The organism is Variovorax sp. J31P207, assembly GCF_030316965.1.
Classification (GTDB): Bacteria; Pseudomonadota; Gammaproteobacteria; order Burkholderiales; family Burkholderiaceae_C; genus Variovorax; species Variovorax ginsengisoli_B.
Window position 1 is genome coordinate 82455 of sequence record NZ_JASZYN010000015.1, and the last position, 26062, is coordinate 108516.

The window sequence follows — 26062 nt, forward strand, 5'->3', positions numbered from 1 at the left end:
GATGCGCGCTGACTGGATCGACGGCCCCACCTGGGGTCGATTTGATTTCAGTGCAAAAAGTGACGCATCGACCGACCAGCATTGGCGCGGGTTCCGAGGTGCTGGCGCTCGCAAGTGCTTGTCACTGCACAACTTTCTGCTACCCCTCGAATCGCCCCGCAAAGCGCATCGTTCAGCGGCCGAATTCAGCCACTGGCCCTTGTTTTGCCTGCACTTTGTGACGGTAGGAGCTGCGCGGCGTAGCGCTCGACGGGGAAGCGGAACACGCCTCGCAGATTGATGCCCTCCAGACGCGTGGGCGCGATGCGTCCCATCAGTTCGGGCGGCACGATCTGACGCCGGTTGGCCCAGCGGTCCACCACCGCCTGCATCTGCGCCGTGTTCCAGGCCATCACGATGTTGGCCAACAGGCTAAGTGCGTCGGCCACGGCTTGCATCTCGTCAGTGCGCCGGGCCTGTGCCGGCGTGACGCGGCCGACATAGATCGCGCGCTTGAGCGCGTTGACCGACTCGCCGCGGTTGAGCACCCGTCGCAGCTCGCGCCGGAAGGCGGCGTTGACAAAGTAGTCGGCCAGAAACACCGTCCTGAGCAGCTTGCCCAGTTGCACGCCGGCGTCATAGATCGGGTCTCCTCGGGCTGCCGAGCCGAATCTTGCCAACGCGGTCACTGCGCTGGCATGGCCCAGCATCACCGAGGCGGCCAGGTGCACCAGGCCGTCCCAATGGGCTTCAATGAGCGTGGTGTCCACACTGGCCTGACACACGGCGGCAATCTCGCGCGGAACCTTCGTACCCCGCGGGACGAAGAGATGCCGTTGCTTGATTTCCCTGAGCCTTGGACACAGGTCGAAGCCCAGAAGTCGGGACAGCGCCATCGCGAAGTCGGTGAAACCGTGCGTGTCAACAGCGAGCTGAGACGTCTCGATCCGTTCCTGTCGAATGACGCCTTCGATGGCGGCGCCCGCCTGGCGTTCATTGAGCACGATCGGCTGCGCATGGAAGATTCCCCATCGGTCCTGCACGTAGCTGTACACGCCAATGGACGCCACCTGGCGCCGCGGGTCCTGGCGTGCCTGCCACACGCGCCGACTGGTCTCCAGGCTCATCATGTCCGAGGAGGCCAGGTCGGTTCGGCCCCAGGTCGCCGCGATGGGGTGGCGCTGCATGAACTCCAGCACCGCCTGGCAGGCCCGTGCCAGTCGACGCTCGTCGCCGGCCCAGCGCATGGCTTGGCGAATGCTGGTGGCCGACAACTGCGGGATCATGCGCGCGCACTCGGCTGCCGTGAGGCTGGTGCCGTGTGCGAGGATGCCGGCATAGGTCATCAGCAGTTCCTGCGCCGTTCTCGGCTCGCGCCCGAGCATGATCCAGCTGAAGCGCACCTGGGCGTCCACGGCCAGGATGACCTCGGGCAACTGCGACTCACCGATGCGCTGGTCGAGCTGGGTGCGCAGTCTTACCACTTGGGGGTCATCTTCGTCGGCAGCCAACGACGCCAGATGCAGCTCGTCGTCGACTCGCAGATCACCCGAACGCGCGGCGGCCGCAACCGCGTCGATACCAATGAGCATACGGGCAAGTAGCGGTACGAGAAACTCGCTGGCTTTGGCCGGCAGTTGCAGCCTGGCGTAGTGACGCGGCGCTTCGGCCTGCCAACGCTCCTCGGACAGGAACAGCCGTTCGCGGCCGCGAAAGCTCAGCGAGTGTTCGATCCAGACCGAGCCGTTTCGCACCGCCCGACGCAAAGCGAGCAGGGTGGCGACCTCTAGCGCCCTGAAGGCACGCTCGCGGTCAGGGTCGGCGATACTCGCGCGCCAGGCGGCTCCCAGTCGTAGGGCCGTGACTTCGCTTGGAAGTCGCTTGATGCCGGCGGCGTACCCGGCTCGAAGCGTGTTCAGCGCATCAAGTGCCGGGTGCTCGCCGGTGGCCTGCCAAGGCAAGCGGCTGACCCCCACCAGCAGCGAACGCACCGGCGCGATGGCATCGATCAGGAGTTGCCGTATGACCGATGCTCGACTCGGCGGGCGCTGAGCGCACTTGGCAGCGACGATTTCGCGCAGGCGTGAACGCAGTTCGGTATCTGGCACGGCGTCATGGTCCGCGAGCTCGGAGAGCTCCTGCAGCAATTCCTGGTACTGACGCGCCCAATCCACGGACGCGACACCGTCGGCACAGTGGTGCCACAGGTCGGCCACTCGACGCTGGAACATGAAGATGATCTGGTCGGTCGCCGTGAGCAGGCAGTAGCGCAGGAAGCAGCTGAGCTCCAGCGTGCGGGCCGGCTCCTTGATCCTGGCACTGACCGATGGGGGCCGCCCGGCCATGCGCCTGGCGTAGCGGCGCACCAGAACGTCGTTGAGATCGCCCAGATGTCGATCGACGCCGAGGTCGGTCAGGAACGCGATCCTTTCCAGGACCTCGGTGATCTGGCGCGTGGAATGCCTTGCCGGCGTGCTCCACAGCCAGCTCTGGCAGTGCTCGCCGTCCGGACGCGGCGTGTTCAATGCCGAGGTCCAGCGCTTGCGATTCTCGGCGGGCACTGTTGTCATGATGGCCTCGCCAGTCGATGCTTCGAGTTCGACCAGGGCGGCCGCCACCATGGCGCGGATCACGCGGTCGTGCACGATGAGCAGGCGATGGTCGTAGAGCCACTGCCTGGAAAGGACCAGGAGCCGCTCGCGGTCCGAGCAATGCGCGACCTCGTCTCGCAGGACCCGCACCAAGGCTCGGCGCTGGTGCTCGGTCATCCACTTGAATCCCAGGCACTCGCAAGCTTGGTGCTGGTGGTCGAACAAGGTGCGTCCGCGGGCGTACAGCGCGCGCAGAGATACCAAATCCGGGGCGGCGATGTCCAGCTCTCGGCCAAGGTGGCGAAGCAGGGCAGGGGGCACGATACGTACGCTGTTCAGCGGCCGTCCGGTCATGCGGGCGAAGCCGATGTGCAGCGCCAAGCCCAGCTTGAGGCTGTCGCTGCGCCGACGAGCAATCAAGTCGAGCTCAGTACGGCTGAAGCTGAAGAACGTCTGCAGCTCGAACTCGCTGAGCTCACCGGGCATGTCGCGCAGGCCCAGGTAGGACGACTGCCAGCCTTGCATCGCGGCGCTCCTTCGTGATTTAGGGGCGCAGACGATACGCCGCAAAGAAGTGAACAGCAATGCTCGCGAAATCAACGACTTAGCAAACCGACCCCGCGCCGTTGCTGGAGATGCGAACCGTCAGTTTTGACACCGAAATCAAATCGACCCCGGTGAGAGCTTCCGCGGCAAGTTGCCGCAGAAGCGCTGCGAATGGACAGGCAGGGCGCGGTGAGCGACCTCCCTCCAGCGACAATGCGCCGTCGCCTCCGGACGCATCGCTCCACCACTCTCGCGCACCCCTCGCATGAGCAACCTCTACGTGTCGGCACCGGTTGAACTTTGACCCGGTGGGTCACCCATTAGTCTTCTCGCGCACGCGCTCGGTGGTCGGGCGTAGGCCCTGGTGCACCAGCAGCGCGTCTGCCGCTTCCCAAATCTGAGCTCCCTGGATGCCGCGGCTGCCGCGCGGCGGGAGCGTGGAGGTCGATGCGTTCATTTCCATCTGACCTTTCTGCGTCCCGGGATCGTCAAGCCAATCTGGGGCACCTTCGCCTGAGCTGTCCGAATGGCGCAACGGGGTGCGGTGCCTTGCAACTCGGGAAATCACCAATGCTTACTTGCATAACTGGACTAACATAGTAAGTTGCATAGCTGGATGCACTAGGGCTCCTCAACGGGCCTTCCCCCAAATCGCAAACCCTGAGGTGAACATGAAAGTTTCCACACTATTGGCGTGCAGCCTGACCGCGTTCGGCGGGATGCTCTTCAGCGGCGCTCACGCGCAAGGCAAGATTTCCGATGACGTCGTGCGCATCGGCGTTTTGACCGATATGTCGGGCCAGTTCTCCCATGAAGGAGGAAAGGGGTCAGTCACGGCGGTTCAGATGGCTGTGGAGGACTTCGGCGGCAAAGTCCTCGGCAAACCGGTCGAAGTGATTTCCGCCGACCATCTGAACAAGCCCGACGTGGCCCTTTCCAAGGCCCGCGAATGGTTCGACACGCAGAAGGTGGACATGGTCAACAACCTGATCAACTCGGCGATCGCGCTGGGCGTGGCCAACGTCGCGAAGGAACGCAACCGCATTGCAATCATCAATGGCTCCGGCTCCTCGCGGCTGACAGGCGACGGATGCACGCCCAACAGCATCCACTATTCCTATGACACGTATGCGCTTGCCAATGGAACTGCGCGCGCTTTGATGGACAAGGGCGCGGACTCATGGTACTTCCTTACAGCGGACTATGCCTTTGGCCATGCCCTGGAAGCAGACGCGTCCGCGGTGGTGAAGGGTCGCAACGGAAAGGTACTCGGCAGCGTGCGCTATCCAGTCGACACCAGCGACCACTCGTCCTTCCTGCTGCGTGCGCAGGACTCCAAGGCAAAGGTAGTTGCAATTGCTGGCTCGGGTACGACATTCGTCAATGCCGTGAAGTCCGCGCACGAATTCGGCTTGGGAACCGGCAACCAGACGATTGCCGGCCTGCTGGTCTGGATCACAGACGTGAACGCGCTGGGCTTGAACACCGCACAGGGCATGCTCCTGACGACGGCATTCTATTGGGACCGTGATGAGAAGACTCGCGCGTTTGCCAAGCGCTTCTTCGATCGAATGAAGCGCATGCCGAACATGGGCGATGCGGGCGACTATTCTTCGACCATCCACTACCTGAACGCAATCCAGGCCGCGGGCACGGACGAGGCAACTGCCGTAATGGCGAAGATGAAGGAAATGCCAATCAACGACTTCTTCGCCACTAACGGTCGGATCAGGGAAGATGGCCGGATGGTTCACGACATGTACGTCTATCAGGTCAAGAAGCCTTCCGAATCGAAGTACGCTTGGGACTACTACAAGCTCGTCGCGACGATCCCCGCGGACACGGCGTTCCGTCCGCTGGCGGAAAGCACCTGTCCGTTCGTTAAGAAGTGATCCGATTGCCCTCACCCGCTGCCGGTTGTGCATGGGGCGGGCAAGATCCAAGCCTTTTCATTCCGGGGGCTTCGGGTCTTGGTAGTTCATCGCATAGCGCATGCTGTGGGCGTTGATCGCCTCGCGACACTGATCGCAGGCGACCGTCGGATCGAAGTCCTTTCCGCAGTCGAGATGCGTGAGGATCAGGGGCGGCTTCCCGCCGGACAGCCATCGGTCGCCCCAGTGGAGCATGGCGATCATGGATCCGAAGAGATCCCGGCCCTTCTCCGTAAACCGATACTCGTAACGATCGGGGCCGATTTGATACTGGACCCGTCGAAAGACGCCGTCTGCCACCAAGCGATTGAGACGATCGGTGAGGATGTTGGGCGCGATCCCGAGGCCGCTTTGCAGATCGTCGAAGCGGCGGACGCGGAAGAAGGCCTCACGAATGATCATAAAGCTCCAGCGATCGCCGATTACTTGAAGCGCGCGGGCCACCGAACTTGGACGCCGGCGCTCGAGCGCAGTTGGGTCGGCCGAACGACGGCTCTTGCGTTCCACTCGGATGGTGCTTGTTCCAGCGCCGGGCCCGTCTCGATAACTGACCCGGCTTGGAAGTATCTCCACTCGGCATTCCGAGCAGACGACGATTGCACTGCAGGGATGTTCGCAAGTGCGATGGATCAGCTGGAGTGGCTTTTTCTTGCGCCCACCGAGCCACTTGTCGCCAAAACTCATCAACGCCAGCATGACCGGATACAGATCTATGCCGACCCGCGTGAGGTGGTACTCGAAGCGCGGAGGCTTGTCCGTGTACTGCACTTGCCGCAACAAGCCCATGGCTGTGAGCTTGCGAAGCCGGTCGGAGAGCGTAGTACGCGGAAGTCCGAGGATGTCCTTGAATTGTTCGAAGCGCTTCACACCGAAATAGCACTCCCGCAGAACCATGAAGCTCCACCCATCGCCAATGACATCAATAGTGCGACCAACAGAACAATTGCGTTCCGTTGGACTGGCCCTCACACGAGAAGTAGCTCGCTGTGCGTGACGGGCGGGGCGCTTGGTTGGTTTGAGAGCGGTCGATGGAGCCATGAGGTGGCGAGAAGCATCCAGCAGTTGAAGAGGGCGTCATGACAGTCTACCTGTGTCGCTCAGAAGACGGTCGGTCGGCAAATTGTGCTTGCATGATCGGCTAGTCGGTCTAATAATGCAAGGAACGAGAGGGCAGCGCACTATGCAAGATTTTGAGTTCTCAACAGGTCGGACGCTTAGCGTCTCCCGCGGCGGCGCCGTCAGGCTTGCTGACAAGGTGGCGGCAATGGAATGCCGGTCCGTCCTGATCGTTACCGACGCAGGTCTGCTGCGGTCAGGAATCCTTCAGCCGACGCTGAACGGATTCGACAAGGCGGGCATTCCGGCCGCGCTGTTCTGCGACGTGCAGGCCGATCCGCCGGAGACCGTGATCCACGCAACGGCTGCCGCGGCCAGATCGGCGAACGCCGATTGCGTCATCGGATTTGGAGGGGGTAGCTCGATGGATGTGGCGAAGCTCGCCGCGCTTCTAGCGTCCAGTGGCGAGAGTCTTTCCGAGGTCTACGGTATCGGCCTGGCAAAGGGACCGCGGCTGCGGCTGATCCTGGTGCCGACGACCGCAGGCACCGGCTCCGAAGTGACCCCTATTTCCATCGTGACAACCGGGAAAGGTGAGAAAAAGGGCGTTGTCTCTCCTGTTCTGTTGCCCGACCTGGCGTTGCTCGATGCTGAATTGACGCTGGGTTTGCCGCCTCACGTCACGGCAGCCACGGGCATCGACGCCATGGTCCATGCCATCGAGGCGTACACGAGCAAGCGATTGAAGAATCCGATTTCCGACTGCTTGGCTAAGGACGCGCTGCGGCTGCTCTCTCGCTCACTGCACAAGGCGTGCGAGGACGGCAAGGACTTGCAGGCTAGAGAAGACATGCTTCTGGGCGCTTGCTTGGCCGGCATTGCCTTCGCCAATGCGCCAGTCGCCGCCGTGCACGCGCTGGCCTACCCGATCGGCGCGCAGTTCCATGTGCCTCACGGTCTGTCGAACGCACTGGTGCTCCCGGCGGTGGCCAGGTTCAATCTGCCGGCCGCGCAAAAGCAGTATGCCGATCTCGTCGAGATCGTTCGGCCAGGCGTCCAGGGAAGCGAGGCACAGAAAGCCGAAGCGTTTGTTGACTATGTCGGCGCACTGGCGGCGTCGGTTGGCTTGCCCGTCACGCTTCGCGACGTCGGCATCAGGTCGGAACACGTTGGCGCGCTCGCATCGGATGCGATGAAGCAGACGCGGCTTCTTGTCAACAATCCGCGGGAACTCACCGAGCGTGATGCCGCTGCCATCTATTCGGAGGTCCTGTGAGCGAGAAGAAGGCCCCGACGTCTCGGGCTGCATATCGAAGTCTTGCCTGTATGCCCACGAGGTGGGGCGACAACGATTCCTACGGGCACATGAACAACGTCGTGTACTACGCGTTCTTCGACAGTGCCGTCAATCGTCATCTCATTGCGAACGGGGTGCTCGACATTGCGAAGAGCGAGATCGTCGGACTGGTCATAGAGACCCAATGCACCTTCTTTTCCTCTATCGGTTTTCCCGACGACGTCCACGTGGGCATAAAGGTCGCGCAACTGGGTCGCAGCAGCGTGCGGTACGAGATCGCGCTGTTCCGCAACGAGGCGGACCAAGCGTCGGCGGTCGGCCAGTTCGTTCACGTCTATGTCGACCGCGCAACCAGTCGACCGGTTCCCATTCCGGACGAAGTCCGCGCGGTCCTTCAGGCCATCGCGGGATGAGCCACTTGAACTATTTGCTAGGTACGAGGTAGTCACATGGAGATGTTAGGCGAAGCGCGGATCAAGGCCTCGCGTGAGACCGTCTGGGATGCGTTGAACGATCCCATGGTTCTGCAGGCGAGCATTCCCGGGTGCGAAGCGCTGGAGCGCACTGCCGACAATGCGTTCAGCGCGACGGTGGTGAGCAAGGTAGGGCCGATCAAGGCGCGGTTTACCGGCAAGGTGACGCTGTCCGACATCCAGGCGCCACGCAGCTACACCTTGACGGGCGAGGGGTCTGGTGGAGCGGCCGGCTTCGCGAAGGCCGACATCAGCGTTTCTCTGGAGGCGTTCGAGCCGCAACTGACGCTGCTGAGATACACGGTGAAGGCCAACCTGGGCGGCAAACTCGCGCAACTGGGCTCGCGAATGATCGATGCGGCCGCCAGGAAGTCGGCCGACGAGTTCTTCGACCTCTTCGCGAAACAGGTCAATGGCCGGAAAGGTGATGGATCTCAAGCGTCTGCCGGCAGTGGCCTGGACATGCTGGAGCTTGCAGCGCCGTCTGCTGCGTCGGTGGCGCAGGTGGCCCCTGAGCCAGGTCCGGCGCAGGTTGCTGCGCCAGTTCCGGTGGCCAGCCACGCACCAGCCGCCGCGTCGACCGAGGCACACAACGATGCCGTCATGGACGTGCTGACCTCGGAGCAGGTGAAGGTCTGGATCTCGGACGAGATCGCGGTGGTCACCCTGAACCGCCCGGGCAGTCGCAATGCCATGACCTATGACATGTGGAAGGCCTTCCCCGCCATCATGGGGTCGCTGGCGCGCAACCCGAAAGTGCGCGCAATCATCCTCACTGGCGCCGGCGATGATTTCTGTTCGGGTGCAGACATCCCCGAGTTCGAGAAGGTGCGTGGCGACGCAGCTCAGGCCACGGCCTACGAAGTAGCCGTGGACGCCTGCTGCGACGCCATCGCCGACATCGGCAAGCCGACCATCGCGGTGCTGCGGGGATATTGCCTGGGCGGCGGCGCGCACCTAGCCATGTCTTGCGACTTCCGCTACGCATCCGCGGGGGCGATCTTCGGCATTCCTGCGGCGCGGCTCTCGATAGTCTACGGGGTGCGCGGTACGCGAAAACTCCTGTCCCTGGTCGGCCTGCCCATGGCCAAGAAAATCCTCTTCGGCGCGCAGCGCTTCAGCGCTGACGAAGCATTGCTCAACGGCTTCGTGGATCAGGTGAGCGGCAGCAGCGCAAAGGCAGCCAGTTGGTGGCAACGGCTGCGCGGCGCTGAAGCCTCCCCCTCCGTGCCCGTCGACCCGATGGCCGCCGCACGCGACTTCGCCAGGTCGCTGGCCGGCAACGCGCCGCTCAGCATCGCCGGCGCCAAGGCGCTGCTCAACGGTATGGCCATGGGCACCGGGGCGTTGGACCTCGCGCATGCCGAGCGCCAGATCGAGGCAGCCGCTGGTAGCGATGACTACCGCGAAGGCCGGGCCGCCTTCGCGGACAAGCGCGCACCCCGGTTCCAGGGCCGCTGAGATGCAGGCATCGATATGAAGCCCGCTCCCTTTGATTACTGTTGTCCCGACTCGGTGGCCGAGGCCGTCGAGGTGCTCGCCGCTAACAAGGGCGAGGCGAAGGTGATGGCCGGCGGCCAGAGCCTGGGTCCCATGCTGAACTTCCGCGTGGTGCGGCCGGCGCTGATCGTCGACGTCAGCCGGCTGCTGGAACTGGACTACGTGCGCCAGCGCAAGGATGGCGGCCTGTCAATCGGCGCGCTGACCCGGCATCGCGAGTTGGAGACCTCCGCGCTGGTGGCGGCTCGCTTCCCGGTGATCCCGGAGACGATGCGGCATGTCGCGCACCTGGCGATCCGCAATCGCGGAACCATCGGCGGCAGCCTGTCGCACGCCGATCCCGCGGCAGAGCTGCCGATGCTCGTCAGGTTGCTGGACGCACAGATCGCAATCAGTTCGGCGCGCGGCGAGCGATCCGTGTCGGCGCACGACTTCTTCATCGGCCCTTTGTCCACGGTGTTGGACGAGGACGAACTGGTGGTGCGCATCGAATTGCCTGGCATGCGCCACAACGGCTGGGGCTTCGAGGAATTCTCTCGGCGTGCGGGCGACTTCGCTTTGGCTGCGGCCGGCGTGCTGCTCGATGTGTCCGATGGCAAGGTGCGCGACGCGCGCGTAGCGATGATGGGCGTGGGGGATACGCCGCTGCGTTCTCACGAGGCCGAAGACGTGCTCAAGGGAAGCGATCTGGGCGACGACGTGGTGGAGCGTGCCGTGCAAGCCGCTTGCAGCGGCCTGGAGCCGAGCGAGGACCTGCATGCGTCGCCGGCATTCCGCCGCCACCTGGCGTCGGTACTGGTCAGGCGCTGTATCCAGAAGGCCCGGGGCCGCACCGAAAGGAGGTTGGCATGAACGAACGTGGCGTGAAGCTGCATCCAGTATGGATGCTCGTCAACGGCAAGGTGGAAGAACATGAGGTCGAACCGCGCATGCTGCTGTCCGATTTCCTGCGTCAGCGGCTCGGCCTGACGGGCACCCACGTGGGCTGCGAGCACGGCGTGTGCGGCGCCTGCACCGTCATGGTCGACGGCGATAGCGTGCGCTCTTGCCTGATGCTGGCTGTGCGGGCAAACGGCACCGAGATCCGTACTGTCGAGAGCATGGGCTCCATCGACGCGCTGAGCCCGCTGCAGGAGGCTTTTCGCGAACACCACGGCTTGCAGTGCGGTTTCTGCACGCCGGGAATGCTGGCCACCTGCGCGGACGCCCTGCAGAAGTGTGCACTCGACACCGAGCAGGAGATTCGTGACGCGCTGTCTGGAAACCTCTGTCGCTGCACCGGCTACCAAGGCATCGTAGAAGCCGTCAAGGTCTGCGTGACCGCAAGAAACGCCCTGCGCACTGCAGCCGCCGATGGCGCACTGGGCACCGAGGAGACAACCCCATGAAGATGCACATATTGAACGGCGGCCGCCTGCGAATGCGCAAGAGCGTCTACCTTCCCGCCGCCGATCGCGCCGAGACTATCGACCTGCCGGTGTCCTGCGTTCTGCTGCGCCATGCGCAGGGCAACGTCCTGTTCGACACGGGCTGTCACCCCAGCACCGTCGAGGACGCCGCATCGCGATGGGGCACGATGGCCAAGGCCATGGTGCCGATCGGTGCGCCCCACGAGAACGTGATTTCCGGGCTGGCGGAACTGGGCCTTGCGCCCGATGACGTGGATGTGGTCGTCAACTCCCACTTCCATTCAGACCACTGCGGCTGCAACGAGTTCTTCCGAAGCGCGAGCGTTATCTGCCACGCGAAGGAACTGGAGGCGGCGCAGGGCGCGGATGCGGTGCAGCGCGGCTACATCCCGGCAGACTGGCAGCACCCGATGCCCACCGACGCCATCGAGGCGCAGCGCGACGTGTTCGGGGATGGGCGCCTGGTGCTGTTGCCGCTGCCGGGGCATACGCCGGGTACGCTCGGCGCTATGGTCGGGCTCGACCGGGACGGAAGCTTCCTGTTGACCGCCGACGCGGTCGCGCTGCGCGCGAACCTCGACCAAGAGATCATGCCGCGCAACACCTGGGACCCGGACGCGGCCACCCAGTCGCTGCAGGAAATCAGGAAGATCCAGGCTGCGGGCGCGACGGTCTTGTTCGGCCACGATGCGCAACAGTGGGACGAATTGCGCAAGGGGGCGAAGTGCTATGAGTGATCTGGCCAGCCCGGACCACGCAGAGACGAGGCTGAGCCCGCAGGCGGGTGACAAGCTCGTCGGCAAGCCCGTGCGACGCGTCGAGGACGCCCGCCTGCTCACCGGCGCCGGGCGCTATGTCGACGACTTGCCGCATGCCCATGCGCTGCACTTGGCGCTGCTACGCAGCGACCAGCCGCACGCACGCATCCTGGCCGTGCGCGCCGAGGCGGCGCGGACCATGCCGGGGGTACGCGGCATCTATGTCTGGCGTGACATTGCCGCAGGCGTCAAGCCGGCACTGGCTACGTCGCGGATGGCCGGCTACCAACCCACACCCATCCATGCCCTCGCGAACGAGGTGGTGCGCTTTGTCGGCGAACCGATAGTGGCCGTGCTGGCCGATAGTCGCTACCTCGCCGAGGATGCCCGAGACGCGATCGAGGTCGACTACGAGCCTCTGCCGGCCTGCACCGACCCCGAGGAGGCCTGCAAACCCGGCGCGCCGCTGCTCCATGCTGGCTTGGTGAGCAACGTGCTGGTGGAGCGGACCTTCGCCAAGGGCGAGGTGGATGCGGCGTTCCGCGATGCGCCGATGCGCGTGTCGGCCCGTTTCCGCTTCCACCGCAAGACCTCGATGGCGATGGAGCCGCGTAGCTACCTGGCCGAATACGATCGGGGACGTGACGCGCTGACGCTCTATACCTCCAGCCAGGTGCCCGGCATCATCCGCGACGCTCTGGCGGACCTGCTAGACATGCCGGGCAACCGACTGACGGTGATCGCGCCGGACGTCGGCGGCGGCTTCGGCGGCAAGACCTCGCTCTACCAGGAAGAGATGCTGGTCAGCGCGCTTGCGCGGCAGGTCGGGCGGGCCGTGAAGTGGACCGGCGATCGGCTCGAGGATCTGCTGTCGACCAGCCAAGCCTTCGACGAACGGGTTGCCGCGGAACTCGCCTTCGACGAGGAGGGCCAGATATGCGGCCTGCGCGCGGAGGTGATCGGCGACGTCGGGGCCTACTCCATCTATCCGTGGACGGCCGGCATCGAGCCGGTGCAGGTGATCAGCTTCCTGCCCGGCCCCTACCGAGTACCGTGCTACGCAGGTCATGTGCGCGGCGTCACGACGCCCAAGTCCACGAGCGGGCCCTACCGGGGCGTCGGGCGGCCCACGTCGACCTTCGTGATGGAGCGGCTCATGGACATGGCCGCCGCGAAGGCGGGCCTGGATCCCGTCGAGATGCGCCGGCGCAACCTCGTGAAGCCAGAAGAGTTTCCGTACCGGACGGTGGTCGGCATCGTGTGGGACCAATCCGCTTTTATGGAAGGCCTGGAGGCGGCCGTCGATCGCTTCGACTATGCGCAGACACGCGCGCGGCAGGCTAAGGCCCGTGCCGAAGGGCGCTGGGTCGGCATCGGCGTGGCCTGCTATGCCGAGTTGTCGGGCATCGGCTCGCGGATTGCCGCCTCGCCCGGAATGCCGATCAACACCGGCACGGACACCTGCGTCATCCAACTCGATTCCACGGGGGCGGTTACCGCGGCCTTCGGATGTTCTTCGCATGGGCAGGGGCACGAAACCACGCTGGCGCAGGTCCTGGCTGACGAACTTGGCGCACGCATTGAGCACGTACGGGTGGTAACGGGCAACAGCGCCGCCGTGCCTCACGGGACCGGGAGCTATGCAAGCCGCACCGCGGTCATCAGCAGCGGCGCCGGCATCCTCGCCGCGCGGGAACTGCGGGAGCGGATGCTACGCGTGGCCGGTCATCTGCTCAACGCCGCGCCGCAGGACCTGGAGATCGTGGAGGGCGTCATCCGCATCCGCCTCTCCGATTCGTCGCTGACCTTCAAGGAACTGGCGCATGCGCTCTACTCACAGATGGGCCGCCTGCCGCCCGAGGCGCGCGAGGAGCTGTGCGTCACGCGCATGTACGACCCCGTGACCGGAACGACGAGTTCGGCCACGCATATGGTCCAGGTCGAGATCGATCCTGAGACCTACGCCGTCCACATCCAGCGCTACGTGATCGCCGAGGACTGCGGCCGCGTCATCAACCCGATGATCGTGACCGGGCAGACGCGTGGCGCGCTGGCCCAGGGCGTCGGTGCGGCGCTGCTGGAGGAAGTGGTCTACGACGGCGACGGGCAGCTGCTCACCGCCAGCTTGGTGGACTACCTCGTTCCGTCAGCGCCCGAGGTCCCCAACCTGGACCTGATCCACCTGCCCACCGTCGCGCCGAACACCCTCGGCGGCTTCCGCGGCATGGGCGAGGGCGGAACCATCGGCTCGCCGGCCGCGATCGCCAATGCGGTCGCGGATGCACTTTCACACTTGGGCGTCGACATCGTCGAACTTCCCATCACCCCTGAGCGGATCTACCGGCTCGTCCACGCCGATTCGCTCGCAACTTCAACGAAGGAATGAATATGAAACTGGGACTTCAAGACAAGGTCGCACTCGTCACTGGCGGTGCGCGCGACGTCGGCCGGGAAATCGCGGTGGGTCTGGCTGCGGAGGGCGCCGCAGTCGTGGTGAACTACCATGGCTCCAAGGCTGGGGCGGAGTCGGTGGTCGCCGAGATCCGCGAGCGGGGGGGCAAGGCACTTGCCATCGGATGTGATATCTCCAACATCGAGGCCGTCAGGGCCATGGTCGCCCAGACGGTGGAAGAGTTCGGTGGACTCCACATCCTCGTGAACAATGCGGGCCTGGTGATCCGCAAGAGATTCGGTGACTCGACCCCTGAGGAGTGGAAGCGACAGATCGACGTCTGCCTCTACGGCACGATCAATTGCACCCACGCGGCTTTGCCGCACCTCGAGGCGAAAAGCGGTGCCGGGCGAATCATCACGATCGTTGGCGATTCTTCTCGCGTTGGTGAGTCGGGATTGGCGATCGCGGCCGCTGCACGCGCGGGCAACATTGCCTTGATGAAGTCCGTTGCGCGAGAGACCCGCGCTGGGCTGACGGCGAACACCCTGGCCCTTGGCCTGATTGAAACGGCGCACGATCCCGAATTCATCACGGCCAACCGCGACAAGCTGACAAAACTCTACCCACTGCGCCGCCTGGGTCAGCCCAAGGATGTGGCACCGCTTGCCGTGCTCCTAGCTTCCGAAGAAGGCGGATGGATCACCGGGCAGGTCGTTAGCGTGAGCGGCGGCTTCAGCATGGTCTGAAGCCCAGTTGAGAGTGACCAGCGACCGAGGCAGGAGACAGCAATGATTCGTACCGATCTGATTGCGCCCATTGGCGCATTGATTCGCCGGCACGGCGAGCGGCAGCCCACCAAACTTGCGTTCGAGGATTCTTTTGGCGCTTCCTTGACGTACGGGCAACTGGCGTCTCAGAGCGCCGCGGTCGCAGGCCATCTTCAGGACAGGGGGATCGAAGCCGGTGACACGGTGGCCATCATGCTGCCCAACTCAGTCGACTGGGTGCTAGCCTGCGTGGCCATCGCGCGAGCGGGCGCGGTGAGCGTGCCCATCAGCCACGAGGCCGCGGAGGCGGAGGTGCGCTACCGGCTCCAGGACGCCGGCTGCAAGGCCATCATCGTCGGCGTCCGCCATCTGCCACTGATCGAGCGGCTGCGCGGCGAACTGCCCGCGCTGACGCGGGTCATCGTCGCCGGAAGCGACGACCCAACCGACCAGTTGTCGCTGGCGCTGCTCGCGCAGAGCGCTGCGCGGTCGAACCCGCGGGACCCTGAAGACGTCCATGCGACGGCCTTCCTCGTCTACACCTCGGGGACGACGGGACGCGCCAAGGGCGTGATGCTGTCGCAGCACAGCATGCTGTGGGTTGTGGCGGCCTCGTGGGCGCCGATCGCCGGGCTTCATGAGAACGACGTTCTGCTCTCGCCGCTTCCCCTGTTCCACTCCTACGCGCTCAACCTCTGCGTGTTGGGCGTGTTGGCGGTCGGCGCGACCGAATTCCTGATGGAGAAGTTCTCCACGCAGGAGGTCATGAAGCGCTTGGCGAGCGCACGCTATACGTTGATGCCGGGCGTGCCGACGATGTTCCACTATCTGCTGGAAGGCGCCCGGTCCGGCGGTGCGGCGCGTGTCGAGGGCGTTCGCCATTTCCTGTCGGCTGGCGCCATCCTGCCTGCGGCGCTCAACCGTGACTTCGAGGCCTTCTTCGGGACGCCGCTGCTCGACGGATACGGCATCACCGAGACCTCGACCATGGTCACCTTGAACTGTCCCGGCGCCACGCGCAGGATGGGGTCCTGTGGCGTTCCATTGCCCGGGCTGGCGACCCGCATCGTCGACCAGGAAGGAAAAGACGTTCCTTTTGGCTCGGAAGGCCAACTGATCGTGCGCGGCCCCAACGTCATGCAGGGCTATTTCAACAAGCCCATGGAGACGGCGCAGGCGCTGGCCAACGGCTGGTATCACACGGGCGACTTGGCGGAAAGCGATGAAAACGGATTCATCACCATTACCGGCCGGCTGAAGGAACTGATCATCCGCGGGGGGCAGAACATCGCGCCCGCGGAGGTGGAAGACGCGGTCTTGTCGCACCCGGCGGTGCTCGACTGCGCGGCGGTCGGCATGCCGCATCCGCACTTGGGCGAAGTGCCCGTGGCCTGTGTCGTCCTCAGGGACGGACAGGCGGCGGACGCCGAGGCGATCCGCGCGCACTGCGCGCAACTGCTGTCCGCCTACAAGGTGCCGCAGACCATCGAATTCGTGCAGGCGATCCCGCGCACCGGTTCCGGAAAGATCATGCGCTTCAAGCTGCGTGACGCCCTCGCGTCCGGCGCCGCGACCTGATCCGCATCCGCCGCCCTGCCTTTACACAAACGACCGAACAAGACATGACGACCTTGAAACTGAAAGACGCTTCCCTCTGGCGCGAGCAAGCCTTCGTGGGCGGCGCATGGGCCCCGGCAGACAATGGCAAGACCATCGCCGTGACGGACCCGGCCACGGGGGGCACCCTCGGCAGCGTGCCCCGGATGGGGGCAGCGGAAACGCGCCGCGCCATCGATGCCGCGCAGGCCGCCGGACCCGCGTGGAGCGCCCGCACTGGCAAGGAGCGCGCGGCCATCCTACGCCGCTGGTTCGAATTGCTCATCGCGCACCAGGAAGACCTGGCCGCGTTGATGACGGCGGAGCAGGGCAAGCCCCTGGTGGAGAGCCGCGGCGAAATCGCCTATGCTGCGTCCTTCATCGAATGGTTCGCGGAAGAGGGCAAGCGCGTCTACGGCGACACCATCCCCGCGCATGCCGCCGACAAGCGGATCGTGGTCATCAAGCAACCGATCGGCGTGTGCGCGGCGATCACGCCCTGGAACTTCCCCGCCGCGATGATCACGCGCAAGGCCGGACCGGCGCTCGCCGCCGGTTGCACTATGGTCATCAAGCCCGCCAGCCAGACGCCATTCACGGCGCTCGCCATGTGCGTGCTCGCAGAGCGCGCCGGCGTGCCCGCGGGCGTGCTTTCGTGCGTCACTGGGGAAGCCAGCGCGATCGGGGGGGAGCTCACGTCCAACCCGGTCGTGCGGAAGCTCAGCTTCACCGGTTCCACCGAGATCGGCAAGATGCTGCTCGCCCAGTGCGCGAAGACCGTGAAGAAGACCTCAATGGAGTTGGGCGGCAACGCACCCTTCATCGTCTTCGACGACGCCGATCTCGACGCCGCCGTGAAGGGGGCGATCGTCTCCAAGTTTCGCAACGCCGGCCAGACATGCGTGTGCGCCAACCGCCTGTTCGTGCAGGAGGGCGTCTACGAGACCTTTGCGGCAAAGCTCTCGGCGGCCGTGGCGGACCTGCACGTCGGCCCTGGCACCAATGTGAAAACGCAGATCGGACCGCTGATCGACCACAAGGCGGTCGCGAAGGTGCAGGAGCATGTGGACGATGCCACTCGCAAGGGCGGCCGCGTGCTGATCGGCGGCAAGCTGCACGCGCTGGGCGGCAACTTCTACGAGCCGACCGTGATCGCCAATGCAACCCCCGACATGCAGATCTTCCGGGAAGAGACCTTCGGCCCCGTGGCACCGCTCTTTCGATTCCGCACCGAAGAGGAAGTGGTGGCGATGGCCAACGACACCGAGTTCGGCCTGGCCTCCTATTTCTACGGTCGCGACATCGGGCGGGTATGGCGCGTGGCAGAGGCGCTCGAATACGGCATGGTGGGGATCAACGAAGGCCTCATATCGACCGAGGTCGCGCCCTTCGGCGGCATCAAGGAGAGCGGCTTGGGCCGCGAGGGATCGCGGTACGGGATAGAGGACTACCTCGAGATCAAGTACCTGTGCATGGGGGGGCTCTAATGGCCGCCGCCGCTGTCGAAGTGTTGCTGGAAACCCGGGGCCTCCGCAAGGAGTTCAAGGGTTTCGTGGCGGTGGACGGAGTGTCGCTGCAAGTTCGGCGCGGGGACATCCATGCCTTGATCGGGCCGAACGGCGCCGGCAAGACCACCATGTTCAACCTGCTCACGAAGTTTCTGGCCCCCTCGGGGGGGGCGGTGCTGTTCAAGGGGCAGGACATCACGCGCGCCGATCCGGCCGCCACCGCCCGCCTGGGCATCGTGCGCTCGTTCCAGATCTCGGCCGTGTTTCCTCACATGACCGTGCTGCAGAACGTGCGGATCGCCCTGCAGCGCCGTTTGGGTTCGTCCTTCTGTTTCTGGCGCTCGCGCCGAAGCCTCGACGCGCTCAACGGGCGTGCCATGCAACTTCTTGAGGACGTGGGCCTCGAGAAGTTTGCCGATTCGCAGACCGTCTCGCTGCCGTACGGAAGAAAGCGCGCGCTAGAGATCGCCACCACCCTCGCGCTGGAGCCGGAACTCCTGCTGCTGGACGAACCGACGCAGGGCATGGGCCACGAAGACGTCGGCCGCGTGATGGACCTGATCAAGCGGGTTTCAGAGAACCGGACCATCCTCATGGTTGAGCACAACATGAACGTGGTGTCCCGCATTGCCGACCGCATCACGGTCCTGCAGCGCGGCGCGGTGCTGGCCGAGGGAAGCTACCAGGCGGTCTCCGGCGATCCGCGGGTCGTCGAAGCCTACATGGGCAAGTCCGCGCGCTAGGAGTCACCATGGAAAACCACTCGAAACCGGCGATGCTGAAGGTCCGCGGTCTGAACGCCTGGTATGGGGAATCGCATGTGCTGCATGGCATCGACTTCGACGTTGCGCAAGGCGAGGTTGTGACCCTGCTTGGCCGCAACGGCGCGGGCCGCACCACCACCTTGCGCGCCATCCTCGGCATGACGGACAGGCGCGCGGGAATCGTCGAGATCGGCGGCCGCGACGCCATGGCCGAGGCGGACCATCGCGTCGCCCACCTGGGGATCGGCTACTGCCCGGAGGAGCGGGGCATCTTCGCCGGCCTCAGCACCGAAGAGAACCTGACGTTGCTGCCGCGCATCCGCGACGGTGGCATGCACCTGGACGATATCTATCGGATGTTTCCCAATCTCAAGGAGCGCGCCAGGAGTCCGGCCTCGAGGCTTTCGGGGGGTGAGCAGCAGATGCTCGCGCTGGCCCGCATCCTCCTGACCGGCGCCCGACTGCTGCTGCTGGACGAGATCACCGAAGGATTGGCGCCCGTCATCGTCGATCGCCTTGCCGACGTGATCGTGGATCTGCGAGCCAAGGGCTACACGATCGTCCTGGTGGAGCAGAACTTCACCTTCGCAGCGCCGCTCGCCGACCGGCACTATGTGATCGAGGGGGGGCGGGTGATCGAGGTGATCCAACGCGCAGAGCTAGACGAGAAGCAGGAACTGCTGGGTTCGCTACTGGCGGTCTGAGTGCACCTGCCGACCAATACTTGAACGGAGAAATCTTCCCATGGATGCACTCATAAGCATGAGCCCTCAGGCTCTGGCGGCCCAACTCACGCTGGGACTGATCAACGGATCGTTCTACGCCTTGTTGAGCCTGGGGCTGGCCATCATCTTTGGCCTGCTGAACGTCATCAACTTCGCGCACGGGGCGCTCTACATGCTCGGCGCCTTCGTTGCATGGATCGCCATGACGCAGCTTGGCGGCTGGATCGGTCAGCCGGATCTGCAGATCAACTACTGGCTCGCGCTGTTGCTCGCGCCAGTCGTCGTGGCCGCTTTCGGCATTCTGGTCGAGACCAGCATGCTGCGCCGCTTGTACAAGCTCGACCACCTGTACGGCCTGTTGTTCACCTTTGGCTTGGCACTGGTCTTGGAAGGGCTGTTTAGCCAGTGGTATGGCACGGCCGGCCAAAGCTATGCCGTGCCGGAGGCGCTTTCCGGCCCGATGCGCATCGATGAGCTGCGGATGGTGCTGCCCAAGTACCGGATCTGGGTGGTCTTCGCCTCGCTCGGTCTGTGCGCATTGACCTGGTGGGGCATCGAAAGGACGAAGCTCGGCGCCTACCTACGGGCGGGGACGGAGAACCCCAAGCTGCTCAAGGCCTTCGGGGTGAACGTGCCCCTGATGATCACGCTGACTTACGGTTACGGCGTGCTGTTGGCAGGCTTTGCCGGCGTGCTGGCGGCCCCGGTGTTCCAGGTCAGTCCCTTGATGGGATCAAATCTGATCATCGTCGTCTTCGCGGTCGTTGTGATCGGCGGCATGGGCTCCATCGGCGGCGCGGTGTTGACCGGGCTGGGTCTGGGAATGATCGAGGCGCTGGGCAAGATTGTCTACCCGCAGGCCTCGGCCATTACGATTTTCGTCATCATGGTCATCGTGCTCATGTGGCGTCCGGCGGGACTTTTTGGAAAGACGGCGTGATGAACATGAAGACGTCCCTCCTTGTCGATCGGCCCTTGGACGCGCTCGACGTCGCATCGGCTTCCTCGATCCGGCCGGTCTGGTTCATTTTGGCGTTCGCGGTTCTCCTTGCGCTCGCGGTGCCCTTCCAGACAACCGTCTATCCCGTCTTTGTGATGAAGGTGCTCTGCTATGCGCTGTTCGCCTCGGCCTTCAACCTGCTCCTCGGGTTCGGCGGGCTGCTGTCCTTCGGGCATGCGGCCTTCTTTGGCAGCGCGTCCTATGTCACGGCCTACCTTTGCAGCGCGATTGGCCTGGGCCCGGCAACGGGGATCGCCGCGGGAGTGCTGGCTGCAGCCGTGCTGGGCGCCCTGATGGGCGGCCTGGCAATCCGCCGGCAGGGGATCTACTTCGCGATGGTCACGCTGGCCCTGGCGCAGCTGGTCTACTTCGTGGCGCTGCAGTCCCCCTACACTGGGGGCGAGGATGGCATGCAGAACGTGCCCAGGGGCAAGCTATTCGGCATCATCGACCTTGCCAGCGATACCGCCATGTACTACTTGGTGCTGTGCGTGTCGGTGGGCGGCTTCGCCTTGATCCATCGAGCCATTCATTCGCCCTTCGGCGAGGTGCTGCGCGCGATCCGGGAGAACGAAGCCCGAGCCATGTCGCTGGGGTATCAAGTCAATCGCTACAAGCTGCTGGCCTTTGTCCTGTCCGCCGCGCTGTCGGGCCTGGCGGGTTCGACGAAGGCGCTGGTCTTCCAGGTCGCGACGCTGGGCGATGTCCATTGGCATGCGTCGGGCGAGGTGATCCTGATGACGCTGCTCGGCGGCGTGGGAACGCTCCTTGGCCCGGTGGTGGGCGCGACCGTGGTCGTGGCGTTGCAGAAATACCTTTCTGGTGCCGGCGCCTGGAGCACGGTCGTCATGGGCTGCGTCTTCATGGTGTGCGTCCTGATGTTCCGGCGCGGAATCGTGGGCGAGCTGGCCGCGGCGTTGTCGAAGCATTTCGGCGGACGTGGCGGTCGCGCTGACCGCTAGGGTCGGCACCGGTTCACTGTTGTGCCAATTGGCAGCAGACTTGCCGCGATGAACAAGATTCTGGAGGTCTCATGACGAAACCGGCATCTGGAAGCTCCGAGACGTCCGTCGGCTCGATTCCAAATCCACCTGTTCTTGCAAGGAGCCAAGTGCGTGCGGGTGATCTTCTTTCCCTGAGGAATGAACTTGCCCGCGTCGGACTGGATCCCGCCGAGGTCGGAGAGCTATGCCAATTCGTGGATCTGGGGGCGAAGAGCAAAGAGGAGGCCGACGTGCATTTCTCGGCGTGGCTGTCGCGGATGAAGGTCGTGTGTGCGCATGGACTGTCCGACATCCCATTCCATGCCATCTCGGCCTCCGTGGTGCCGCTGGTGCGGCGTTATCTCGAATCCAGCTGACTGGGCGTCAAGTTCGAGCCGCAGGCCTCTTGCGGCGTTCACTCGCCGCCCAGGCTCCTCGTCCTCGGATTTCAGGCGGCGACGCGGACCTGTTCCAAGCCAGCACGATGTCGTCAGCGGTCCGTGCGAGCCGGATATCGCCAGCATCTCGTCGCGCCAACGGCCGCGTTGTGATGATCGCATCTTCGGTGCGATCCCGGGAATCATGGTGCTGACGCCCTTGGCGTCGTTGTCGGTGCCGTGCGCTAGGCGTGCGCCGTACAAGGCGAAAAGTTCGTCGGTGGAGTCGGTACGGCGGGCGAGGACCGCTTCGCTGAATTGGGTGGCCACATCGACTTCCATCAGGATACCGGGCAGCTGCACGTCGCCGATGCGCTGGAACACGGCCTACCGGGTCTTGCGCGGCTCGATGTCATCGGGCAGAGCGCTCAGCGGCGAAATGTGCAGCAGGCGGTCGGCGCCGATTTCGACGCGTACGCGCTGGACAGCCTCGGCCAATGCGGAAAGGCCGGCGGAACGGCTGCCAAAGCCGGCCCGATGAACTCCCTGGGATCCGAAGGGTGCCCCCGGACTTGTACGTGCTGATCACGTCTGGCCGTCCACATTACCAGCTCCTGACGAAGTTCCTCGAAGTGAACCCGAAGGAAGCCAAGGCGGCCTTCCTGCGGCGACCGCACGGCTCGCGCCTAATCTGCAGTCGACAAATCAACGGCCTCGAGCGTCGAGGAGATCAGTCAATCCAGTTCGGCACTCTATTTCTGCGTTCTGGCACTGTATTTGCTCGCACCACTGGCTGGTGTCACCAAATAGAGTGCGAAAGTCCCAGAAGCCATGTTTTCGAGCGCAGGCTGCTGCCGTCGCGAGCAAGCCGCCACTTCCCTTCCTATAGGCCTTGACTGCGTCGAGCTTCTGTTTGTCTGTGTACCTGATCATCCCATTTCCCTAGATTCGTCCAGGTTTTGGGGGTCAGTTCACAGGACGGTGCACACCATGAAGAGGGAGCAGGACTCGCAGAATGCAAGCCGGCGGCATCACGACCGGGCGTTCAAGCAGGAGCTGGTGCAACAGAGCTTGGAGCCGGGTGCATCCGTGTCGGCGATCGCGATGCGCAACGGCATCAACGCCAACATGCTGTTCAAGTGGCGCAGGGAGCACATTCGAGCTGCATGCGGCACGACGGCGGCGGTGCTGTCGCCGGTGCAGATCGCGCCGGCCGCCGAGGTCATGACGATGGCCACTTCAACCGGGCCAACGCCGCCGCCGTCGAGACCGACGCCGCGCTGCGGCGTCATTGAGCTGGAATTCGCCGGCGCGCAATTGCGCCTGCGTGGTGCTGTCGACGAAGACAGCCTGTGCAGCGTCCTGCGCGCGATGCGCCAGAGCACATGATCGGCCCGCGCGCTGGCACCCGGGTATGGCTGGCCGGCGGCGTGACCGATATGCGCTGCGGCATGGACACGCTGGCAGCCAAGGTGCAGACCGCGCTCACCGAGGACCCGTACTCCGGCCACGTCTTCGTCTTCCGCGGCCGCCGCGGCGACCTGGTCAAGTTGCTATGGAGCGACGGCGATGGCATGTGCCTGTCGTGCGCCACGTTCGTCCCAAGCTCGCTTGCGCGGCTTGCAGCACGGTGCCGGGCTCGTAGTCCAGCACCTCCGAGACGTCCTGGCCAATCTCGCGCAGGCCGCGACCACAGGCTTCGCAGTCACAACCGCTGTGCGGCGTGTGCACCACGGTGCGCCGCGGCAGGTGGTCCGGCAGTTCCCGCACGCCAGTGCGCTGTTGCGCCCTGCGCTTCTTGCGAGCCTGCTCGAGGGACGTGACGTTGGAATGATGCTCGCCATCAGCGGCTTCCTCGCCCGGCACCGCTGGGGCCACCGCCGGCTGCGCGAGCTGCCCACCGACAAGCTCGAGCTGCGCGTGTTCGAGCACAGGCGCCTGCGCCGAGCCGACCCGACCCATCGATCGATGCGTGGCTGGCAGCGGCCTGTTCGCACACGTTCTGGTCAACAAGTATTGCGACCACACGCCCCTGTACCGGCTGTGCCAGATCTATGCACGCGAAGGCGTGGAGCTGCAGCGCTCGACCCTGGCGGACCGGGTGGCGCAGGCGGCACGCCTGCTGAGCCCGCTGGCCGACGCCATCGGCCGCATTGAACCTGAACTTGTCGGCGGGGTACAAGTTGACCGACACCTCAGCGACCTTGTCGGAAGTGGTCTTGTAGGTTCGTCGAACCTCGACGACGCTCGAGGCAGGTTCGACCTGCAGGCCTTCTGTCAGGGCCGCGGGTACCACGCGCACGCGCAGAGTCTGCCCGACTTCGACCAGCCGTTCGCCGTAGATGTCCTCGATGAGCCGCCAGATCGGCCCGCGTTGACGGTCCATCATGCGTTCCACCCCGGCGCATTCGGCGGCCACGTAGACTTCGGTCCAGCAGATCGGGGCCACCGCGGGTTCGTCGCTCAGCCGGAAGCCCTGCAGGTGCAACCAACGCTGTTTCTGCGGAAGCTCGAGTCCTTCCTCCGACACGTCTTCTCGACCACATAGCGACTCGCCGCCGCATAGGCGATTAGTTCGTCGATCGACGCCACACGGTGCACGTTGAACGGGGTGCTGGGCTGTGGTGGCATCACCGTCGTTCCCGACCCTTGGCGGGAGGCGACCAGACCGTTCGTTCGAAGCTGGCGGAAGCTTCGTGAAGGGGAACTGGTTGAGCGTCAAGGTCGAGTTGATGGCCTGGAACAACGTTTAGCCATCCGGTGCGGCTCGCGACCGGTAGCTCATCGGGCATCGGACAGGCGACTGCTCAACTGTTCGTCGAACCTGGAGCAACCAATAGTCAGGTCGTGTCCCTTCGCATTCACGAACGGGCCGTCGTGCGCGTTCGCGCGGGTCAACCCTTGATGTGCTCGTAGATCTCGTCCATGAGGACAGTGGCTTCGTGCAGCTTCTTCAGCGGGATTTGTTTGCCGACCGCCGCATAGACTTCGTCCATCTTCGGATTGACAGTTTTCATCAACGCGCGGCCGTTCTCGGTAAGGCCGACCAACGTGCGTCGCTGATCACCGTCGAAGTCTCTCTTGTAGACCAGGTCCTGTTTGATCATTCCCCGAAGGATGATCACCATGCTGGGGCCTGGAATGACGCAAGTCTGACTCAGAAGACGCTGTTCCATTTCACCCTCGCTGTCGAGCGAAGCCAGAATGCGCAGTTGCTGAGCGGTCAAGCCGGCCTCTCGCATGAGGTCCGAGAACTGTCCCAACAACGCCTCCCGAACTCGCAGCAGCGATCGAAGCAACTCGCGATGACGTGACTTCACTTTCATGCTTCGATTAGACCAGATCGCGGCCCCGAAAGACCTCCACCCAGTCGGGGCTGCGCGTCTCTGGAAGGGAGCGAGTTACCCAGCCCAAACTATCGGGCGGGCCAAGGCTGGCATTCCTTCTCGACGTTCGCACTCGTGACAGCGGGCATGGGGGTGTAGCGAGTCTTCTCAAGCGTCTTGCCATCGAGCAGTGCGACGGCGCTATCGATCGCGTAGCGGGCCTCGTCGATGGGGGACTGCTTCACCGTCCCGTACATCTTTCCGCTCTTGATCAGGGACACGCCGATGGGCTCGCAGCCGACCCCGACCATGGCCATCGTGCTCGGGTTCAGATTGGCGCGTTCCGCTGCGACGACTGCGCCCGCCATCATGGCGTCCTCGTGCGCGTACACGCCCTTGACCTTGCCCGCAAACTTGGTGAGCAAACCGGCGGCGGCGGTGGTGGAGACGCCCTGGTCCCAGTTGCCCGGTTGCTCTCCGACCACCTTGATGCCTGGGGCAATCTTGGCCAGTTCTTCCTTGAAGCCGCGCGCGCGATCGATGGATTGCGATTGGCCCAGGATGCCGGTGATCATGACGATGTCGCCACTGGTGCCGAGACCCTTCGCCTTGAAGGCTTCCACCATCAGCTTGGCTGCGCTGCGACCCTCGCCGGCGTAGTCCCCGCCGCTGTAGTGGACCCAAAGGTCCTGGAACTTCTTGTCGGGTTCTACGTCCGTCAAAAGAAGCGGGATCTTCGCCGCCTTGATCTTGCGCATGGAGGGAATCAAGGCCGAGCCGTCGATGGCCCACAGCAGTATGGCCGCCGGCTTCTTGGCGATGGCCTGATCGACCTGCGAGGCTTGTTGAGCGGGGTCGAACTTGTTCGTGACCACCTCGAGCTCGATGCCTGCTTCCTTCGCGAACTTGCGTGCGGCGTCGTTGTAGACGGCACAGTACTCGCAGACGTCGTCGGCGCCGAGCAGGATGACCTTGCTTCCGCTGGCACCCGCATGCGCGGACGCAATGAGGCCAGACGCGCACAACAAGGCACTCAGCAGACGAAGGGGGGAATTGAACTTCATGGAAATACTCCTGGTAA

Annotated in this window: 23 protein-coding genes and 2 pseudogenes; 18 read left to right on the forward strand and 7 right to left on the reverse strand. The window is 64.3% G+C overall.

Annotated elements, in window-relative coordinates; translation table 11 throughout:
• Positions 1-185 precede the first annotated feature (185 nt).
• Both QTI68_RS33455 and QTI68_RS33460 read right to left on the reverse strand, forming a co-directional pair.
• Positions 186-3095 (reverse strand): Tn3 family transposase, encoded by a 2910-nt coding sequence (locus QTI68_RS33455; RefSeq protein WP_286527995.1) that lies wholly within the window; start codon positions 3093-3095, stop codon positions 186-188.
• Between the two features lie 334 nt (positions 3096-3429).
• Positions 3430-3579: a hypothetical protein gene (locus QTI68_RS33460; protein ID WP_286527997.1), complete on the reverse strand. Its 150-nt coding sequence runs from the start codon at positions 3577-3579 to the stop codon at positions 3430-3432.
• A 208-nt stretch (positions 3580-3787) separates the two neighbouring features.
• Here QTI68_RS33460 and QTI68_RS33465 point away from each other — a divergent pair, with 208 nt between their 5' ends.
• On the forward strand, positions 3788-5008 hold the full coding sequence (locus QTI68_RS33465; RefSeq protein ID WP_286527999.1) for an ABC transporter substrate-binding protein: 1221 nt from the start codon (positions 3788-3790) through the stop codon (positions 5006-5008).
• Between the two features lie 57 nt (positions 5009-5065).
• Here QTI68_RS33465 and QTI68_RS33470 read toward each other — a convergent pair whose 3' ends face one another.
• A complete protein-coding gene (locus QTI68_RS33470) occupies positions 5066-6016 on the reverse strand; it encodes a winged helix-turn-helix transcriptional regulator (RefSeq protein ID WP_503011782.1) in 951 nt (316 codons plus the stop codon).
• Between the two features lie 211 nt (positions 6017-6227).
• Here QTI68_RS33470 and QTI68_RS33475 point away from each other — a divergent pair, with 211 nt between their 5' ends.
• The 14 genes from QTI68_RS33475 to QTI68_RS33540 are packed head-to-tail and all read left to right on the forward strand — an operon-like array spanning position 6228 to position 21257.
• A complete protein-coding gene (locus QTI68_RS33475; protein WP_286528004.1) occupies positions 6228-7379 on the forward strand; it encodes an iron-containing alcohol dehydrogenase in 1152 nt (383 codons plus the stop codon).
• Between the two features lie 50 nt (positions 7380-7429).
• Positions 7430-7813, forward strand: a complete 384-nt coding sequence (locus tag QTI68_RS33480; RefSeq protein WP_286528175.1) for an acyl-CoA thioesterase — start codon at positions 7430-7432, stop codon at positions 7811-7813.
• 36 nt (positions 7814-7849) lie between these two features.
• Positions 7850-9334 carry an enoyl-CoA hydratase-related protein gene (locus tag QTI68_RS33485; protein WP_286528007.1) on the forward strand — a complete coding sequence of 495 codons (1485 nt, stop codon included), beginning with the start codon at positions 7850-7852 and terminating at the stop codon, positions 9332-9334.
• A gap of 15 nt (positions 9335-9349) precedes the next feature.
• Positions 9350-10225, forward strand: a complete 876-nt coding sequence (locus tag QTI68_RS33490; protein ID WP_286528010.1) for an FAD binding domain-containing protein — start codon at positions 9350-9352, stop codon at positions 10223-10225.
• Entirely contained in the window at positions 10222-10761 is a 540-nt protein-coding gene (locus tag QTI68_RS33495; RefSeq protein WP_503011777.1) for a (2Fe-2S)-binding protein, read from the forward strand. Before QTI68_RS33490 ends, QTI68_RS33495 begins: the two co-directional genes overlap by 4 nt.
• Positions 10758-11519: an N-acyl homoserine lactonase family protein gene (locus QTI68_RS33500; RefSeq protein ID WP_286528013.1), complete on the forward strand. Its 762-nt coding sequence runs from the start codon at positions 10758-10760 to the stop codon at positions 11517-11519. Before QTI68_RS33495 ends, QTI68_RS33500 begins: the two co-directional genes overlap by 4 nt.
• Complete coding sequence (locus tag QTI68_RS33505; RefSeq protein WP_286528018.1) at positions 11512-13926, forward strand: xanthine dehydrogenase family protein molybdopterin-binding subunit; 2415 nt, start codon at positions 11512-11514, stop codon at positions 13924-13926. Before QTI68_RS33500 ends, QTI68_RS33505 begins: the two co-directional genes overlap by 8 nt.
• A gap of 2 nt (positions 13927-13928) precedes the next feature.
• Positions 13929-14681, forward strand: coding sequence for an SDR family NAD(P)-dependent oxidoreductase (locus tag QTI68_RS33510; protein WP_286528019.1), 753 nt, complete (start codon positions 13929-13931; stop codon positions 14679-14681).
• A gap of 42 nt (positions 14682-14723) precedes the next feature.
• Positions 14724-16280, forward strand: coding sequence for a class I adenylate-forming enzyme family protein (locus QTI68_RS33515; protein ID WP_286528022.1), 1557 nt, complete (start codon positions 14724-14726; stop codon positions 16278-16280).
• A gap of 44 nt (positions 16281-16324) precedes the next feature.
• Positions 16325-17785, forward strand: coding sequence for an NADP-dependent succinate-semialdehyde dehydrogenase (gabD, locus tag QTI68_RS33520; RefSeq protein ID WP_286528025.1), 1461 nt, complete (start codon positions 16325-16327; stop codon positions 17783-17785).
• Positions 17785-18549, forward strand: a complete 765-nt coding sequence (locus QTI68_RS33525) for an ABC transporter ATP-binding protein (protein WP_286528027.1) — start codon at positions 17785-17787, stop codon at positions 18547-18549. The genes gabD and QTI68_RS33525 overlap by 1 nt, the downstream gene beginning before the upstream one ends.
• A gap of 8 nt (positions 18550-18557) precedes the next feature.
• Entirely contained in the window at positions 18558-19274 is a 717-nt protein-coding gene (locus QTI68_RS33530; protein WP_286528030.1) for an ABC transporter ATP-binding protein, read from the forward strand.
• Between the two features lie 40 nt (positions 19275-19314).
• Complete coding sequence (locus QTI68_RS33535; RefSeq protein WP_286528033.1) at positions 19315-20235, forward strand: branched-chain amino acid ABC transporter permease; 921 nt, start codon at positions 19315-19317, stop codon at positions 20233-20235.
• Positions 20236-20240: 5 nt separating this feature from the next.
• Positions 20241-21257: a branched-chain amino acid ABC transporter permease gene (locus QTI68_RS33540; protein WP_503011783.1), complete on the forward strand. Its 1017-nt coding sequence runs from the start codon at positions 20241-20243 to the stop codon at positions 21255-21257.
• Positions 21258-21481: 224 nt separating this feature from the next.
• On the opposite strand, the gene QTI68_RS33545 is transcribed toward QTI68_RS33540, so the two are convergent.
• Positions 21482-22039, reverse strand: a complete 558-nt coding sequence (locus QTI68_RS33545; protein WP_286528037.1) for a hypothetical protein — start codon at positions 22037-22039, stop codon at positions 21482-21484.
• 606 nt (positions 22040-22645) lie between these two features.
• Between QTI68_RS33545 and tnpA the strand changes: the two genes are divergently transcribed.
• The 3 genes and pseudogenes from tnpA to QTI68_RS33565 all read left to right on the forward strand — a co-directional run.
• Complete coding sequence (gene tnpA / locus QTI68_RS33550) at positions 22646-23044, forward strand: IS66-like element accessory protein TnpA (protein WP_286528039.1); 399 nt, start codon at positions 22646-22648, stop codon at positions 23042-23044.
• Between the two features lie 62 nt (positions 23045-23106).
• Positions 23107-23478, forward strand: a complete 372-nt coding sequence (tnpB, locus tag QTI68_RS40225) for an IS66 family insertion sequence element accessory protein TnpB (protein WP_353506460.1) — start codon at positions 23107-23109, stop codon at positions 23476-23478.
• A gap of 125 nt (positions 23479-23603) precedes the next feature.
• A pseudogene (locus QTI68_RS33565) lies at positions 23604-23807 on the forward strand (IS66 family transposase); the annotation flags it as partial.
• A gap of 66 nt (positions 23808-23873) precedes the next feature.
• Here the strand turns inward: QTI68_RS33565 and QTI68_RS40230 are convergent.
• From QTI68_RS40230 to QTI68_RS33575, 3 genes and pseudogenes are all read right to left on the reverse strand, one after another.
• Positions 23874-24185: pseudogene (locus QTI68_RS40230) on the reverse strand (hypothetical protein); the annotation flags it as partial.
• A gap of 364 nt (positions 24186-24549) precedes the next feature.
• Positions 24550-24981, reverse strand: coding sequence for a MarR family transcriptional regulator (locus QTI68_RS33570; RefSeq protein WP_286528041.1), 432 nt, complete (start codon positions 24979-24981; stop codon positions 24550-24552).
• An 89-nt stretch (positions 24982-25070) separates the two neighbouring features.
• Positions 25071-26045, reverse strand: a complete 975-nt coding sequence (locus tag QTI68_RS33575; RefSeq protein ID WP_286528042.1) for a sugar ABC transporter substrate-binding protein — start codon at positions 26043-26045, stop codon at positions 25071-25073.
• Positions 26046-26062 lie beyond the last annotated feature (17 nt).

Excerpts from the sequence above, each read along its gene's own strand:
- QTI68_RS33505 (WP_286528018.1), top strand. The coding sequence starts at position 11,512 with ATGAGTGATCTGGCCAGCCCGGACCACGCAGAGACGAGGCTGAGCCCG.
- QTI68_RS33525 (WP_286528027.1), top strand. The coding sequence starts at position 17,785 with ATGGCCGCCGCCGCTGTCGAAGTGTTGCTGGAAACCCGGGGCCTCCGC.
- tnpA (WP_286528039.1), top strand. The coding sequence starts at position 22,646 with ATGAAGAGGGAGCAGGACTCGCAGAATGCAAGCCGGCGGCATCACGAC.
- tnpB (WP_353506460.1), top strand. The coding sequence starts at position 23,107 with ATGGACACGCTGGCAGCCAAGGTGCAGACCGCGCTCACCGAGGACCCG.
- QTI68_RS33460 (WP_286527997.1), bottom strand. The coding sequence starts at position 3,579 with ATGGAAATGAACGCATCGACCTCCACGCTCCCGCCGCGCGGCAGCCGC.
- QTI68_RS33570 (WP_286528041.1), bottom strand. The coding sequence starts at position 24,981 with ATGAAAGTGAAGTCACGTCATCGCGAGTTGCTTCGATCGCTGCTGCGA.
- QTI68_RS33480 (WP_286528175.1), top strand. The coding sequence starts at position 7,430 with ATGCCCACGAGGTGGGGCGACAACGATTCCTACGGGCACATGAACAAC.
- QTI68_RS33455 (WP_286527995.1), bottom strand. The coding sequence starts at position 3,095 with ATGCAAGGCTGGCAGTCGTCCTACCTGGGCCTGCGCGACATGCCCGGT.
- QTI68_RS33535 (WP_286528033.1), top strand. The coding sequence starts at position 19,315 with ATGGATGCACTCATAAGCATGAGCCCTCAGGCTCTGGCGGCCCAACTC.
- gabD (WP_286528025.1), top strand. The coding sequence starts at position 16,325 with ATGACGACCTTGAAACTGAAAGACGCTTCCCTCTGGCGCGAGCAAGCC.
- QTI68_RS33475 (WP_286528004.1), top strand. The coding sequence starts at position 6,228 with ATGCAAGATTTTGAGTTCTCAACAGGTCGGACGCTTAGCGTCTCCCGC.
- QTI68_RS33530 (WP_286528030.1), top strand. The coding sequence starts at position 18,558 with ATGGAAAACCACTCGAAACCGGCGATGCTGAAGGTCCGCGGTCTGAAC.
- QTI68_RS33510 (WP_286528019.1), top strand. The coding sequence starts at position 13,929 with ATGAAACTGGGACTTCAAGACAAGGTCGCACTCGTCACTGGCGGTGCG.
- QTI68_RS33485 (WP_286528007.1), top strand. The coding sequence starts at position 7,850 with ATGGAGATGTTAGGCGAAGCGCGGATCAAGGCCTCGCGTGAGACCGTC.
- QTI68_RS33540 (WP_503011783.1), top strand. The coding sequence starts at position 20,241 with ATGAAGACGTCCCTCCTTGTCGATCGGCCCTTGGACGCGCTCGACGTC.
- QTI68_RS33515 (WP_286528022.1), top strand. The coding sequence starts at position 14,724 with ATGATTCGTACCGATCTGATTGCGCCCATTGGCGCATTGATTCGCCGG.
- QTI68_RS33465 (WP_286527999.1), top strand. The coding sequence starts at position 3,788 with ATGAAAGTTTCCACACTATTGGCGTGCAGCCTGACCGCGTTCGGCGGG.
- QTI68_RS33495 (WP_503011777.1), top strand. The coding sequence starts at position 10,222 with ATGAACGAACGTGGCGTGAAGCTGCATCCAGTATGGATGCTCGTCAAC.
- QTI68_RS33490 (WP_286528010.1), top strand. The coding sequence starts at position 9,350 with ATGAAGCCCGCTCCCTTTGATTACTGTTGTCCCGACTCGGTGGCCGAG.
- QTI68_RS33500 (WP_286528013.1), top strand. The coding sequence starts at position 10,758 with ATGAAGATGCACATATTGAACGGCGGCCGCCTGCGAATGCGCAAGAGC.
- QTI68_RS33575 (WP_286528042.1), bottom strand. The coding sequence starts at position 26,045 with ATGAAGTTCAATTCCCCCCTTCGTCTGCTGAGTGCCTTGTTGTGCGCG.